Source organism: Flavobacterium sp. (assembly GCF_004211145.1).
In the GTDB taxonomy this organism is placed as follows: Bacteria; Bacteroidota; Bacteroidia; order Flavobacteriales; family Flavobacteriaceae; genus Flavobacterium.
On the sequence record NZ_SEBS01000005.1, the window covers coordinates 107,913 to 122,778 of the forward strand.

Annotated in this window: 13 protein-coding genes; 6 read left to right on the top strand and 7 right to left on the bottom strand. The window is 46.7% G+C overall.

Annotation, left to right across the window (positions count from 1 at the left end; translation table 11 throughout):
- Positions 1–181 precede the first annotated feature (181 nt).
- The 3 genes from EOO50_RS03820 to EOO50_RS03830 are packed head-to-tail and all read left to right on the top strand — an operon-like array spanning position 182 to position 3,674.
- Positions 182–2,218, top strand: coding sequence for a LysM peptidoglycan-binding domain-containing protein (locus EOO50_RS03820; protein WP_290838064.1), 2,037 nt, complete (start codon positions 182–184; stop codon positions 2,216–2,218).
- A 38-nt stretch (positions 2,219–2,256) separates the two neighbouring features.
- A complete protein-coding gene (locus EOO50_RS03825; protein ID WP_290838065.1) occupies positions 2,257–3,225 on the top strand; it encodes a DUF4837 family protein in 969 nt (322 codons plus the stop codon).
- Between the two features lie 2 nt (positions 3,226–3,227).
- Positions 3,228–3,674, top strand: a complete 447-nt coding sequence (locus EOO50_RS03830; protein ID WP_290838067.1) for a GNAT family N-acetyltransferase — start codon at positions 3,228–3,230, stop codon at positions 3,672–3,674.
- A 656-nt stretch (positions 3,675–4,330) separates the two neighbouring features.
- On the opposite strand, the gene EOO50_RS03835 is transcribed toward EOO50_RS03830, so the two are convergent.
- The 4 genes from EOO50_RS03835 to rnpA are packed head-to-tail and all read right to left on the bottom strand — an operon-like array spanning position 4,331 to position 8,042.
- Positions 4,331–5,149 (bottom strand): OmpA family protein, encoded by an 819-nt coding sequence (locus EOO50_RS03835; protein ID WP_290838068.1) that lies wholly within the window; start codon positions 5,147–5,149, stop codon positions 4,331–4,333.
- Positions 5,149–6,786, bottom strand: a complete 1,638-nt coding sequence (locus EOO50_RS03840) for a S41 family peptidase (RefSeq protein WP_290838069.1) — start codon at positions 6,784–6,786, stop codon at positions 5,149–5,151. The genes EOO50_RS03835 and EOO50_RS03840 overlap by 1 nt, the downstream gene beginning before the upstream one ends.
- Positions 6,787–6,790: 4 nt before the next feature.
- The gene (locus EOO50_RS03845; protein WP_290838070.1) at positions 6,791–7,603 is read right to left on the bottom strand and encodes a DUF4349 domain-containing protein; all 813 of its coding nucleotides are present in this window, start codon (positions 7,601–7,603) and stop codon (positions 6,791–6,793) included.
- A gap of 58 nt (positions 7,604–7,661) precedes the next feature.
- Positions 7,662–8,042: a ribonuclease P protein component gene (gene rnpA / locus EOO50_RS03850; protein ID WP_290838119.1), complete on the bottom strand. Its 381-nt coding sequence runs from the start codon at positions 8,040–8,042 to the stop codon at positions 7,662–7,664.
- A 258-nt stretch (positions 8,043–8,300) separates the two neighbouring features.
- Between rnpA and EOO50_RS03855 the strand changes: the two genes are divergently transcribed.
- Together EOO50_RS03855 and EOO50_RS03860 are read left to right on the top strand one after the other, a co-directional pair.
- Positions 8,301–8,576, top strand: a complete 276-nt coding sequence (locus EOO50_RS03855) for a hypothetical protein (RefSeq protein WP_290838072.1) — start codon at positions 8,301–8,303, stop codon at positions 8,574–8,576.
- A 396-nt stretch (positions 8,577–8,972) separates the two neighbouring features.
- Positions 8,973–9,668, top strand: a complete 696-nt coding sequence (locus EOO50_RS03860) for a S24 family peptidase (protein ID WP_290838074.1) — start codon at positions 8,973–8,975, stop codon at positions 9,666–9,668.
- 31 nt (positions 9,669–9,699) lie between these two features.
- Here the strand turns inward: EOO50_RS03860 and EOO50_RS03865 are convergent, their stop codons facing one another.
- The 3 genes from EOO50_RS03865 to EOO50_RS03875 all read right to left on the bottom strand — a co-directional run bounded on the left by EOO50_RS03865 (position 9,700) and on the right by EOO50_RS03875 (position 14,189).
- A complete protein-coding gene (locus EOO50_RS03865) occupies positions 9,700–11,565 on the bottom strand; it encodes a M1 family metallopeptidase (protein ID WP_290838076.1) in 1,866 nt (621 codons plus the stop codon).
- Positions 11,566–11,633: 68 nt separating this feature from the next.
- The gene (locus EOO50_RS03870) at positions 11,634–13,229 is read right to left on the bottom strand and encodes a S8 family peptidase (RefSeq protein ID WP_290838078.1); all 1,596 of its coding nucleotides are present in this window, start codon (positions 13,227–13,229) and stop codon (positions 11,634–11,636) included.
- A 105-nt stretch (positions 13,230–13,334) separates the two neighbouring features.
- Entirely contained in the window at positions 13,335–14,189 is an 855-nt protein-coding gene (locus EOO50_RS03875; protein ID WP_290838080.1) for an MBL fold metallo-hydrolase, read from the bottom strand.
- Between the two features lie 262 nt (positions 14,190–14,451).
- Between EOO50_RS03875 and EOO50_RS03880 the strand changes: the two genes are divergently transcribed.
- Complete coding sequence (locus EOO50_RS03880) at positions 14,452–14,781, top strand: iron-sulfur cluster assembly accessory protein (protein WP_290838082.1); 330 nt, start codon at positions 14,452–14,454, stop codon at positions 14,779–14,781.
- The last annotated feature ends 85 nt before the right edge of the window (positions 14,782–14,866 follow it).

The following is a 14,866-nucleotide window of genomic DNA, read 5'->3' on the forward strand; positions in this document are numbered from 1 at the left end:
ATATCATTACTGAATTTTGTTATACAATCATTATGTTTGCAAAAACACAAATGTTTGTTCCATAGCATTTTGTACATCGCTTCGTTGCGAGACTGCCCCAAAATTTCAAAAAACGAATCACGAATTGAAGCCACGAACGCACAGGATTTCCGGCGTTTCCGAAGCTAAAAAAACGTAGAGAATGACTTTAAAAAATGCCACATTTTCCTTACTGTTAGCCTTTTCAGCTTCTGTGTCCGCACAAGAAGTCGCACAAGTCCAGGCAACACCACAACCTGAAATCAAACGCTCTTATCTAGACTCCATCAAATCCACGTTCGTGTACGACAACATGGCGGCATGTGTTGACAGTCTTTGGATGAAAGAGCTTACCAATCTCGAACTTTTTGACAACCTTTCGAACGACATCAAGAACATCGACCTCGACAAAAAGGTGGATTACGACGAAGGTTGGTCGACCGAGCTTTTCAAGAAACGCCTCAAGGAGATGGATTCCAAGTCTCCGTTCAACATCGAATACAATGCGGGACTTGAAAACCTGACCAAGAATTTCCTTAAAAACCGCAAACGCTCGTACGAACGCCTCATGGCAATCTCGGAGTATTATTTCCCGATTTTTGAAGAAGCGCTCGCGAAATACAACGTGCCACTCGAGATCAAATATCTTGCGATCGTGGAGTCGGCGTTGAATCCGAAAGCCGTTTCGAGAGTAGGAGCGACCGGTCTTTGGCAGTTCATGTACCAAACCGGGAAACAATATAATCTTGGCATTGATTCGTATGTCGACGAACGTTCCGATCCATTGAAGGCGAGTGAGGCCGCGGCCCAATACATGGCGAACATGTACCGAATCTTCGGCGATTGGGATTTGGTTCTTGCTTCGTACAACTCGGGTCCGGGCAATGTCGCCAAAGCGATCCGCCGATCTGGAGGCCAACAGAATTTCTGGAACATCCGCAAGCATTTGCCGCAGGAAACGGCTGGCTACGTTCCGGCGTTCCTTGCCACAATGTACATTTACGAATATCACAAAGAACACGGAATCGTCCCGAACCGCGCGCTCGTCAAGCATTTCGAGACCGACACGGTTATGGTGCGCCAGCAGATTTCGTTCAAGCAGCTTTCAGATCTGCTCGACATTCCGGTTGCGCAATTGCAACTGTTGAATCCGTCGTACAAGATGAACGTCGTTCCGTCGTATCACGATAAAGCGCATTATCTGCGTCTGCCGAACGATAAGATGGCGATCTTCACATCGAACGAAGAAAAAATCTACGCCTACGTTTCCCACGAAGCCAGCCGACGCGAACGTCCGTACAGTTCGGTCCAAAGTGCTGTGGCGTCTAAAGATTCGACCAAATACAACAAGGACAAAGATGCCGAAGACGGTTACGTGACCAAAACCAAAACGCATTACCACAAAGTGCGTCGCGGCGACAGTTTGGGTGAGATCGCGAACAAATACGGCGTTTCGATCACGAGCATCAAGAAATGGAACGGCCTTAGAAAAAGCGTCGCGCCTCTTGGACGAAACCTTAGAATCGTGACGAGAGAATCGGTTGCCGTTGCGCCGAAGAAGAAATCGGAGCCTAAAACTATCGAAACCGCTGTGGCCGAAACCACTAAAAAACCCGATACGACGACCGCCATCGCGCAAAATGCGCCACAGTATTACATCGTGGAAAAAGGCGATAACCTGGCTGCGATCGCACGCAAGTTCAACACGACTCCTGAGCAACTCCAGAAATGGAACAACCTGTCAGGAAATACGGTGAAACTTGACAGCAAGCTTAAAATTTCGGATCTCTTGAACGGTCAGGAAGAAGTGGCTAAAAACGAAGAACCGCAATTCAAGAACGAGGAATACGTCGTGGCTAAAGGCGACAACTTGAGCACGATCGCCAAGAAAAACGGCATTTCGCTCGACCAATTGAAAGAGTGGAACAACCTTGAGGACAATAATGTGTTGATAGGAGCGAAACTCGTCGTCGGTAAAACTGAAATCAAGAACGACGTCGCATCGGTCGAAAAACCGTCGAAACGCGATAGAATGGCTGAAGCTTCCAAGAAAGCCGAGGAACATTATTACGTGAAAAAAGGCGACTCGTTGTTCAGCATCGCGAAGAAATCGGGTGTCAGCGTGAGCGACATCAAACGTTGGAACGGGATCAGCGGGAACAACCTCAAACCGGGGATGAAGCTTAAGATAAACGGCTAATCAAAAATATTCTTACTTTTAGGGCTTTATTCACTTCCATGAAAAAAGCCCTTTTTTTATTGCTTTTACTGCCGTTTGCGTTTGCAGCCTGCGATAAGAAAGTCGACAAAAGCGCCACATCGGCCAAAATCAACGAGGTTTCGATAATCATCGACGATCAGCTTTGGAAAGGCGAGATCGGCGATTCGCTGCGCAATAAGTTTGCGTCTCCCGTGATCGGGTTGCCTCAGGAAGAACCGCTGTTCACGATCAACCAATATCCGGTGAAGCTTTTCGAGGGTTACATGACCGACAGCCGCAACATCATCGTGATCAAAAAAGGCGAACCGTACTACGAGATCCGCGAAGATCAATTCACCAAACCGCAGAACGTCGTGTACATCCATGGCAAGACGACCGCGCAGATTTTAGACACGATCGAGAAGAATTACCCGACGATCATCCAAAAAATCCGCGCGACTGAAATCCGACAGGCGCAACAGCAGCTCAGCAAACATCTTCCGAACGACAAAAGCCTCGACAAAAAATTCAAGATCGCGCTCGACATCCCGCAGGATTACAAGATCGTGATGCAACGCCGACGTTTTTTGTGGTTTAAGAAGGAAATCACAAGCGGCAGCATGAGCGTTATTGCGTACGAAGTTCCGGCCTCGCGCTTCGGACGCGACCTGACCGTGAACGATATCGTGAAAAGCCGCGACTCGATCGGGAAGCGTTACATCCACGGCACGAAACGCAATACCGAGATGGTGACCGAGAATTCATACGCGCCCTATTTCGCCACCGTAAAACTCGACGGACGGACCGCGCTCGAAACCCGTGGAAACTGGGAGCTCAACAACGATTTCATGTCGGGGCCGTTTTTGAATTATTGTATTTACGATGGCGCGAAGAACCGGTATATTGTCATCGAAGGTTTTTGTTATGCGCCATCACGCGAGAAACGCGATTTGATGTTCGAACTCGAGGCGATGCTCAAATCGGTGCGTTTCACCAAGAAAAAATAAGCATGGAATTAAAATGGAAAATAAAGCCGTTTGAGGCACTTTCTTTAAACGAGCTATACCAAGTGTTGCAATTGAGGAGCGAAGTCTTTGTCGTCGAGCAAAACTGCGTGTATCAGGACATCGACGGAAAGGATTCGAAAGCGTTGCACGTTTTGGGCGAACTCGACGGAGAACTCGCCGCTTATGCGCGTTTGTTCGGAAAAGGCGATTATTTCGAGGAATCGTCGATCGGGCGCGTGATCGTGTCGCCTAAACATCGCGATAAGAAACTCGGACACGATTTGATGCGAGAGTCGATCAAGGCGATAAAAAGCCATTTCTCAACGGACGAGATTACGATATCGGCCCAATTATACCTGAAGAAATTTTACGAAAGCCACGGATTTGTTGCGGTCGGCGAAGAATATTTGGAGGATGATATTCCGCATATAAGGATGGAGAAGTCGTGAATCGGGGTTATAAATTCTTGCGCTAACTGTTAGTTAAAATATCTAGAACGTCTAATCTATCGATATTCCCGAAAATAAATTCTCCAACTGCTCTTTCTTGAGTTATCCAATTCCCCAAGTCTAATGTAATTTCTCCAAAATCCGCTACTACAGGATTTACCGACAAAATAACTCCACAAGCTAAATATGAACATATGTTTTTCGTAGGAATTGGCTTCTTCTCTTTAGACAGATTGAATGAAAAAATAAGTTCTCATTCTATCGGATAATCAATTGATGAAAACGTGACATCGTAGTAATTATCCAAAAGGGAGGTTTCGCCATAGAACTTTGCCTGAATTATTTTGCCGTCGAGATTTTTTGAAATGTACAACTCCTTCATAAAGATCATCGAAGTCTAGTATGATACTTTTTAAGTGTTAATGAAGTAGATGACGTTTGTTTTTTTGAAATTTCGCCGAACTTCAGGCTGAAAGCGAAACCTTTTTTAGGTGTTGCATTTTTTTAGGTGTAGAATTTTAGCAACAGATTTCGTTGCAAAAGAATATTCTCAAAATTCTTGTCACACTTTTTCAAAATGCCGTCCCACAATTCATTTTCGATGATCTTCCTAAGTCGATCATATCAAATCTCGCAATCCCAAGCGCAGCGTTTCCCTAAATCTTCGTAATCACCAACTCAACCCGCCTGTCATATTCCGGGTCTTTTCCAAGCGAAACCGTATTCCCGTAACCTTTGAATGTCATGCGGTCTTTGGCAATTTTTTTAAAGGCAAGATATTTATAGACAGACTCGGCGCGATTCGTGGAAAGTTTGCGTTTTTTAGTCGCCAGATCGATCGCTTCCTTTTGATACGGAGGCGTGCAGCACACATGGCCTTGGACTTCGAACTGCAGATTTTTGTACTTGTGCAGCAATTTCGCGAGTTGGTCGAGTTGCTGTTTCGCCTTGAATGTAAGTTTGCTTGAACCGCGCTCGAACAAAAGATTTTCGAGGTAAATATGATCACCGACGACAGCGTTCTTCGGGATCGAAGTATACATTCCCGGCAATTGGATTTTTGGCAATGGACGCAGGTTCAACACCACGTCGACGCGACGGTTCTTCTGGCGTTTCTCAGGAATTTTTTCAGGTTCGAGATCTTCCTCGATCATGATTTTACCCTTGCCTTCAAGCGTCACGATGATTTTGCTTCTGATGCCAGCCGCGACGATTTTCTTTTGCACTTCGTTCGCGCGTTGCGTGGAAAGTTTGGTGTTGTAGGCGTCTTTGCCGCGGTCATCGGTATAACCAAAAATCTCAATGGATTCGATGCGCGTAGAATCGGCTTTTTTGATGAAGGCCACGACTTCCTGCGCCTGCCTTGCATCGAGCGCGAATTTGTCGAATTGAAAATAGACCGATTGGACGACGTTTTCCTGGGCGTTTGCGAATGCGCAAAGGAAAAGCAGCAAAAACGAGAATTTCAGACGCATCAGATTTTGAGTAGCTTGTTATATTCGGCAGGCGCATTCAAGATCGCCACCGACTTCTTGATTTCGGAATTGTTTTTCGTGTAATATTGGTAAAGTCCTTCTTTGTATTGATAGCGCTTGATGGCTTCGTCGAGGATCAAATCCTTGATTTCCTTTTGGTTTTGATTGATTTGCGCGTCCTCGGAACGTTGCAAAGCCGACAATAGATTCTGGTATTCGGCCGAGATATTCGCGTCGATCTTTTCCTTTTTAGCCGCATCCAACATCTTGCGAAGCGCGACTTCGGTATCGGTATCGAAAGAGAAATTCGTGCGTTTCAGGAATTGCTTGAATTCGGCAAAATCGGCGTCGGTGATTGTTGGGATTTGTGTCCCGACGTTCGGATGGCGGTAATAATAATCGGTCACGTAATTAAAGATCCCGTCGTTGCGAACGAGCGCGTCCGATATCGGGCTCATCTTGGTTTCCGACAATTCAACGTCGGGCGAAATCCCGCCACCGTCATAAACCGTGCGGCCTTTGCGCGTTTTGAATGCGTTGTATTTCGTCGCGTCGGTGCGAATCGCTTTCCCATCCTTGTCGCGGTGCGCGTAGTCCAAAGCCTGGATGCATCGTCCCGAAGGCGTGTAATAACGCGAAATCGTGACTTTCAATTGGGTTCCGTACGTCAAATCGATCGGGCGTTGTACCAGACCTTTTCCGAAACTTCTGCTTCCGACGATCACCGCTCTATCCAAATCCTGCAACGCTCCGGCGACGATTTCAGAGGCCGACGCACTTTTCCCGTCGACGATCACGACGAGCGGAATTTCAGCGTCGATCGGATCGCGGTTGGTTTTGTAGGTATTGTTGTGTTTTTCAAGTTTCGATTTCGTGGTCACGATGACTTCGCCTTTGGGAACGAACAAGTTGCAGATGTTTACCGCTTCGCCCAAGAGTCCGCCGCCGTTGCCGCGAAGATCCAAAATGATGCGTTCGGCCCCGTCGCGTTTCAAGGCCTCGAGCGCTTCCTTGGTCTCGAGAGACGCGCGTTTGTTGAAAGCGGTGAGCACGATATAGCCCGTTTTGTCGTCGATTTTCGAGAAATACGGAACCGCCTTGAGTTCGACCTCATCCAAAACCAACTGCGTCGTGGCGACTTTTCCCTGGCGTTTGTACTTGATCTCGATCTTGGTGTTTTTCGCGCCCTTGAGCAATTGGCCCGCATCTTCCTTGAAATCCTGCAAATTCACGTCGCCGATCTGGATGATTTCGTCCCCGGCTTTGAGTCCGGCTTTGTCGGCAGGATAATTCTTGTACGGTTCCTTGATGATCAGGACGCCTTCCTTGCGCGTGATCAAGGCGCCGATTCCCGTGTATTCGCCTGTGTTGTTGATCTTGAATTTCACGACGTCGGCTTCGTTGAAGTACACCGTGTACGGATCCAGATCGGCGAGCATGTTCTTGATCGCGTGATCCATGAGTTCGCCGGGATTCGTGTCGTCGACGTAATTTTCGTTCACGGCCTTGAACAATTCGGTAAAAATCTCGATTTGCTTGGCGACTTCAAAAAAGTCTTCCTTAAAGCTCGCGCCGACAAATAAAAGGCCTGCGCCAACCGCTGGAAGGACGTATCGTTTTTTCAGGAAAGTGTACATGATATCATTTCTTTTTTCTTCTTCTCCATCTTTTTCTGAAGAACACTATGAGGGCGACTAAAATAAGAATAAATGGCCACATTTCGAGCAGCCAGATAAAGAAATCCAGCAGTCCGTTTATGCCCGATGCGAGCGCATTGCCGATTTTGCTTCCGAACGAAACTTTGGCGCTTTCATTCTCGGGCACATTCTTGTAGAACGTGATCGTGAACGAACTCATCGCGACCTGGTTTTGCAGATAATTCAATCGGGCTTGTTTGGATTCGATTTCTTCGCGGATTTCCGAAAGTTTGGCTTCGACCTCGAGCATTTCCGATACTTTATTGGCTTTCCTGAGCAGTTCGAGATAACGCGCTTCGAGTGCTTTTTTGGTCTTGATGCGAGAATCGGTATCGATGTATTCCTCGGTGACGTCGGTGGACGAAATTTCTTTTTGGTCGAAATAGGAAACGCCCGATGAAATTTCGCTCAGGAACGTATCGAAATTTTTCGACGGGATCCGGACTTGCAAAATCCGCTGGTTGGTACCGTATTCTTTGGATTCGGAATCATTTTGGACACTTCCGTTCACTTTCTTGACCGACGTCGAAATCTCAGCAAATGTCTTGGAAAGGTCGTTGGTTTCAAATTTGAGATTGGCCGACCGGATAATTTTCGTTTCGGTATCCAATGCCGGACTCGCAATTGAATCGGGCAACGAAACCGTTTGTGTTTCCGCGGCATAAACCGTCTTGTCTTCGAGCATTTCATCGGAAGCGTATTCCTTGCACGACGAAAACACAGCGGCCACAAAAACTGCGAGTAGTACTTTTTTCATGTTGTCATGGTTTCCAATTAAACGGAAACGGCCTGACAATTAGTATCGGATGTGGAATTTATTCGGGTTTGGGCAAATCGCGAAGTTTGAATTTCTCGAAAAGCTGAATGGTTTTGGTTTGGATTTCGGCCGACGACAATCGGTCCTTTGTCTGGTACAACAGCATGAATGCGTGTGGTTTTTCGATCGAATCAAAAAGCAAATGTTTATTCAACCGATACGCCTCGCGCAAACAACGCTTGAAATAATTGCGGTCGACGGCTTTCTTGAAGTGTTTTTTCGAGACGGAAACGCCCAGTTTTAAGAGTTCGGTCTGATCGTCGTTTTCGACATAAACCAATCGCAGCGGAAATTTGGAAACCGATTTGCCTTGGGAGAACAACCTGTCGATCGTTTTCCGGCTTTTGAGTTTTTCCGATTCTGGGTACGTAAATGTCATATCGCGCAAAAGTACGAACATTCGCGAAACTGCATTCCACAGGTTTTTCGCGATATTTTTCTACAGTGGTTCTACAGTTTCTACAGTTTTTCGCGGGTCGGGATCGGTCGGTTGAATTGTTGACTTTTGATTTTTATCGGACGTAATGGTCTGTAAAACAACGTTGTTTTAGGTTTTTGTCAGACGAGATAAGAACGGCTTGTCAAACAGGCATCGTACTTGCCTACTATCAATCAACAACGATAAAACAATCATATCATGAAAAATTTATTCTTAGGTGCTTTGCTTCTTGCAGGAGTTTGCGCGACTGCTCAGGAAGACAAGAAAAAAGAAACGAAGACCACAACTACTACAACCGCAACCGCTACACCGGAAGCTAAAAAGGAGAAGACAACTGAGGTGAAGACCGATGCTAAAACCACATCGACCTCAACCTCAACATCGACTACTCCGGCCGCTACCACGACTAACCCAACCAAAACCGAAGCTCCGGCTGCGCCAGCAAAAGCACAGCCGGCAACTTCAACCAAGTAAGGAATGTGTGACATCATATTTTGAGATTGGCCCTTTTGTAGCAGAAGGGCCTTTTTTCCTCAAATGCAAATCGTGTAACGCTTTCGTAAAATGCTGAAACACAGATTTACTATCGTCACCGTATCTTTACAATATAGAAATCATAACAATAATTGACAAGTTGAAAATATAAGCACAGTCCGCAGGTTGAAGAAACAACTGCTGCTAAAAAAGCGGATAACTACAAACTCCAACACAACACACAAAAGCCCCGAGATCAAATTTCGGGCACCATTCAGGGAAAAGCCAATCGACCGGCATACCTGAAAACAGAAACCCTTCCAGAATATAAGTTGGAAGGGTTTTTTATTTGTCGCCAAGCGAAGATTTTTTTCTAAATTTGAAGAAAATTTTACTATGATTTCGAAACGCGTCGGGCAATACATTGATACGAAAGGCATCAGTTATTACGCTTTTGAGAACAGTCTTGGCGCGGGTCGCGGCAGTATTTCGAAAGCCGTGAAAGAAGGAAAAAGTATCGGGTCTAACACGCTCGAGGCGATAATGAACCTTTACCCCGACATCAATCCCAAGTGGTTGCTCACAGGAAAAGGAGAAATGTTTGGAGGCGAAGATTCGGTTCAGACCGGAAACGTCCAAATGTTTCGTCTTAAGACCGACAACCCGATTGAAAGCCAGCAAATTCCGCTTTACGACATCGAAGCCATTGCGGGTTTGATTCCATTGTTCCAGGATTCGGCAAAACTTGAGCCGATCGATCATATCTCGATTCCACACTTACCCAAATGCGACGGCGCTGTCTATGTTACTGGCGACAGCATGTTTCCGATCCTAAAAAGCGGCGACATCGTGCTATACAAGGAAATCAACGATATCAAAAACGAAATTTTCTGGGGCGAAATGTATTTGCTCAGCATCGACATGAGCGGCGAGGAATACATTACCGTGAAATACATACAGAAATCCGAGAAGGCAGGATTTGTAAGGCTTGTAAGCCAAAATCAGCACCATCAGGACAAAGACGTCGAGATGGGAAAAATAAAGGCGTTGGCGCTCGTAAAAGCGAGTATTCGAATCAACGCAATGCATTAAAAGAAAAGCGGACCGTGAAGTCCGCTTTTTTTTATTTCTTGAAAATATTGTTTTCAGGTTTCGCGTCGGCCATATAACCGCTCGGGTCGATTTGTACCGACTTGACTTTGCCCGAAGTTTTCGGAATTTTCAATTCGTAATTCGGCATCGCCCAAGCCCAATCGCTCGAAACCGTGCGTTTCATTTGCTGATATGGGCTGGGTTTTTCAAAACTCATCATGCGCAGCGGAATGTAGAAATATTCCCTCGTTCCGTTTTCATATTCTACGATGAGGTCGATCGGCATTGGCATTCTTCCGATCCTTTCGAGCGTTATTGATGTTCCGTCCGCGGTTTCATTTACGGATTTGATGCCGTAATCGATCGTGTTCGTTGTCTGCGTCCAATCGACCAGATACCAATCGAGGATCGCGCCCGACACTTTCTCGGCTTCACGCTTGATATCGTTCGGCGTCGGATGCTTGAACTTGAAATCGCGGTAATAATTCTTGACTGCTTTTCTTAAGATGTCTCGCCCGATCACGTATTCCAGCTGCGACAGGAACAGACAGCCTTTCACATACGCGCCGATGCTGTACACGCGGTTCTCATCGTAACGGTCAGCGTGCGTCGAAAGCGGTTGTTCGCGCCCACTGTTTGCCAATGAATTGTATGCTTTGTACGAACCTGCGAATGGATTGGCCTGTTTTTCGGTCGCCAATAAATCTTCGCCCAAACCTTCGAGCCAAGACGTGAAACCTTCATCCATCCACGCGTTCTTGCTTTCGTTTGTTGCCAACACGAATTGGAACCACGAGTGCGCCATTTCGTGCATCGTGACACCGATAAGGCCGTCGAGTTTTCCGGTGCCGAGAATGAGCGTGCACATGCCGTATTCCATTCCGCCGTCGCCGCCCTGTATTACCGAATACTGTTTGTACGGATAATCGCCTACGGTTCTATTGTAGAACTCCATCAACTGGGCCGTCACGGGTTGGAGTTTCTTCCAATTGTCGTTGAATTCAGGATTGTCGAGCCAAAGGAAATGGAGTTTTACGCCGTTCGGTCCGTCGTAAATGTCGTGGTTGTATTTCGGGTCGGCGGCCCAAGTGAAATCGTGGACCATCGGAGCCAGAAAATGCCACGTCAGCGTTTTTGCTTTCTTGGGATACGTTACCGTCACGCCTTTGTCTTGGTAGCCGTGGCCGATTTCATTCGGGTTTTGCAAATAGCCCGTTCCGCCCAAAACGTAGTCTTTATCGATTGTAATCTTTACATCGAAATTACCCCAGACGCCGTAGAATTCGCGAGCGATATACGGATCGGTATGCCAGCCTTGGAAGTCGTATTCGCACATTTTGGGATACCATTGTGCCATGGAAAGATCGACGCCTTCCGAATTATTTCGGCCCGAACGTCTGATCTGCACCGGAACCTGGGCGTCGAAATCAAGCGTAAATGTCGATTTCGATTTCGGAAGGATCGGTTTCGCAAGCGTGACTTCGAGAATCGTCCCGACTGTTTTTGCCGATGCCGAAGCGCCGTCCTGTTTGAAATTATTGATTTTCAAATAACCGATCTCTTCAGGTTTCAATGCGGCGATCCTGCTTTTGACGATGTCTTTTCCGTCCGGACCTTTGGTTTTGGTGACCATTCGTCCGTCGGGATCTTTTATCGATTGGATGCGGATGTCCATTTCGCTTCCGGGTTGGAACGCATTGTTGTACAAATGGTAGAAGACGCGCTTCAAGGTATCGGGCGAATTGTTCGTGTATTCGATGGTTTGCGATCCCTTGTATTTGAAGGTTTTCACGTCCATCGAGACATCCATCTTGTAATCGGCCTGCTGTTGCCAATAGCCGTTCTGCGCCGTGGCCGAAATCGCCGAAAATAAGGCGAGGAGAATCAGTTTTTTCATCTGACAAAAATAAAAAATGTAAAAAAAAACGGAAGCCGAAACTTCCGTTTGTTAATGTTGAAATGCGATTATTTAGACATTTGAGCGGCCATGATCAACGCATTGTAGGCGTTTACCATTTTTCCCGAACGGCTTGCATTCGTGAACGGACGCTTCTCCTCAGTCTCGCCCAGACTAACGGTGATCGTCACCGGAACGCCTGAATCCATAAGGATTTTCTTGACTTGGGCTGCCGATAATTTTGGGTAGTACGAACGAACCAACGCTGCGACACCGGCCGCATTCGGAGACGCCATCGACGTTCCTTGCTCGTATTTGTATTTCGCGTTCGGAACCGTTGCGTAGATTTTAGAACCCGGCGCGAACAAATCCACGTTGTCGCTTCCGTAATTAGAGAAACCGGCTACGAGCGCCTGGCCGTAGGTGTTGTTCAGCGCGCCGACGGTCAATACGTTGTCAGCCAATTCGACTTTTGCTGTTTCGGAATCGGTCGGGAAGTTTTTATTCTCGGGCAAATCGATGTCGTATCCGCTGTTTCCTGCTGCCAAAACGATCAGGACGTCCTTGCTCGCCGCATATTTGATTGCATCGAAAACCCATTGTTTGTGCGGGGAATAGCTTTTTCCGAAGCTGCCGTTGATGACTTTCGCACCGTTGTCGACCGCGTAACGGATCGCAAGCGCGATGTCCTTGTCATACTCGTCTCCGTTTGGAACCGCGCGCACCGACATGATTTCAGCTGTCGAGGAAACGCCGTCGCCACCGATTCCATTGCCGCGTATCTGCGCGATGATTCCCGCAACGTGCGTACCGTGCAATGAATCGTCTTTGTCGATCGCGTAAACTCGGTTGTTGCCGTAGTTTTTGTCGTTGATGTCCTCAGGATTGTCGCCCACGACTTTGCGTCCGTCGAACTCGAGGTTGAGGTTGTAGTTGAGCTGATCTGAAATCTGCTTTTTGTATTCGTTTAGATCTTCGTTGAAGCCCGGCCCGGTTTGTTGGATCACGCTCATCATGACCATCTTGCTTCGGTTCAGGTTGGAATCGGTGGTTGAAATCGCCTTCAATTCCTCGACCGTATAGTTTTCCTTTTTCAGATGGTCCTTGATCTGCTGGTTCGCGTTGAAAATAAAATCAACCTGTTGCTTTCCGGCGAGTGCCTGTTGGTATTCTTCGTCGTAGGCCGCTTTCATTTTTTTGTATTCTTCCGATCCGTCGTCGCCTTTTTTGAGCAAACGCGTGAGTTCGAGGTTTTCGGCGCTTGAATCGCCAAGGAAATTCCATCCGTGGACGTCGTCGATGTAACCGTTTTTGTCGTCATCGATTCCGTTTCCGGCGATTTCTTTCGGGTTATTCCAGATCGCACCTTTCAAATCCGGATGGTCGATGTCGACACCTGAATCGATTACGCCGACAATTACTTTTTCACCTTTCTTGCCTTTGATCACTTCAGTGTAAGCGCGATCGACGCTCATTCCCGGAACCGAATCCTTGACGATGTCGAGATGGCTCCAACGTTGCAACGCAGGTTCTTTTAAAGGTGCTTTCTTAGCGACAAAAGCCGTCGTTGTTGAAATTGGAGCGACGGTCATTTTTGACGCGCCGCAGCTTGATAATACAGCCGCAGCGAGAACTGCCGCGACGTAAGGAGAATATAATCTCATGGAATCTTTGTTTTTATTTTGAAAAATAGGTCTAAAATTATACGGTTTCGTTACAAGAATCAACCGATTAACAGAACCTTATGATTGAGGTTTGTTTATTTGGAACTAAAAAATATCAGAACAGCGCAAACTTTCCTTGAGTCGGATCCCGCGTTCGGTTTGCTCCACGGTGATGATCTGGTTGTGCGCATCGTGCTCCAACATGATGTAAAAATCGTCCTGGAGCGCGTCGGTTAGGAATTTGTTTTTTTCAGGCATCGTCAAAAGCGGACGCGTGTCGTAGCCCATAACGTACGGCAATGGCAAATGGCCCGCGGTCGGGATGAGATCGGCGGCGAACGCGATGGTTTTCCCGTTGTGTTTTATGTATGGGATCATCATTTTATCAGTATGTCCGTCGACGTAATAAATTCCGAAACCGAGTTCCGACGTTTGTTGGAAATCATCGGTTCTTTTGATGAAGTTAAGTTGCCCGCTTTCCTGCATCGGCAGAATGTTTTCACTCAAGAACGACGCTTTTTCGCGTTGGTTGGGTTTGGTCGCCCATTCCCAATGATTTTCGTTGGTCCAGAATTTTGCGTTTTTGAATGCGGGTTCGTAGCCCGTTCGGTCTTTGTTCCATTTTATCGAGCCGCCGCAATGGTCGAAATGAAGGTGCGTCATGAAAACGTCGGTCACGTCATCCCTTGAAAAACCGTTTTTAACGAGTGATTTTTCGAGTGAATCGTCGCCCCAAAGCGAATAGTAGCCGAAGAATTTATCAGATTGTTTGTCACCCATTCCCGTGTCGATCAAGATCAGTCGGTTGCCGTCTTCGATAAGCAGACAGCGGGCTGCAATGTCGATCAGGTTGTTTTCGTCGGCGGGATTCGTCTTATTCCAGATGGTTTTCGGGACCACGCCGAACATGGCGCCGCCGTCCAGTTTGAAATTTCCGGCTTCGATCGGGTACAATTTCATTTTTCGGAAAATTTTTTGAGAAGTGAACCACAAATGTAACGAATCGTTCGCGATTACCCGAAACCATTGCAGATTTCTATACCGTTATTCGTTATAAAAATGTTGGCAGATGCGGCGAAAACTTCGTTTTGTACTATCTTTGCGGTTAATTTGGACAAAATCAATTTAACCAGCTGGAAGTTCGGATTCCGATGCTTTCGTTTTTAGGCAATTTTCTTCCGAAAAGTACAGTTGGAACGTTAATAATCAAATAATTAGTCACATGATAAAAGTTTCTGATTCAGCTCGGACAAAAATCGTCCAGCTCATGACCGAAGATGGATACGATGCGGTGAATGACTACGTTCGCGTAGGTGTGAAAAGCGGAGGTTGTTCTGGACTTGAATATGTACTCAAATTCGACAAAGAACTTGGGGAAAACGATAAGGTTTTCAATGACAACGACGTGAAAATCGCCGTTGAGAAGAAATCATTCCTGTATTTGGCGGGAACCGTGCTTGAATTCTCGGGCGGATTGAACGGCAAAGGGTTTATTTTTAATAATCCGAACGCGAGCAGGACTTGCGGTTGCGGGGAATCGTTTTCATTATAAGACGAACGACAAAAGACGAATGACGAACGAGTTTAACTCGTCCATTCGATGAACATTCGAAGTTCCGGTAGTAATTGTCATTTTG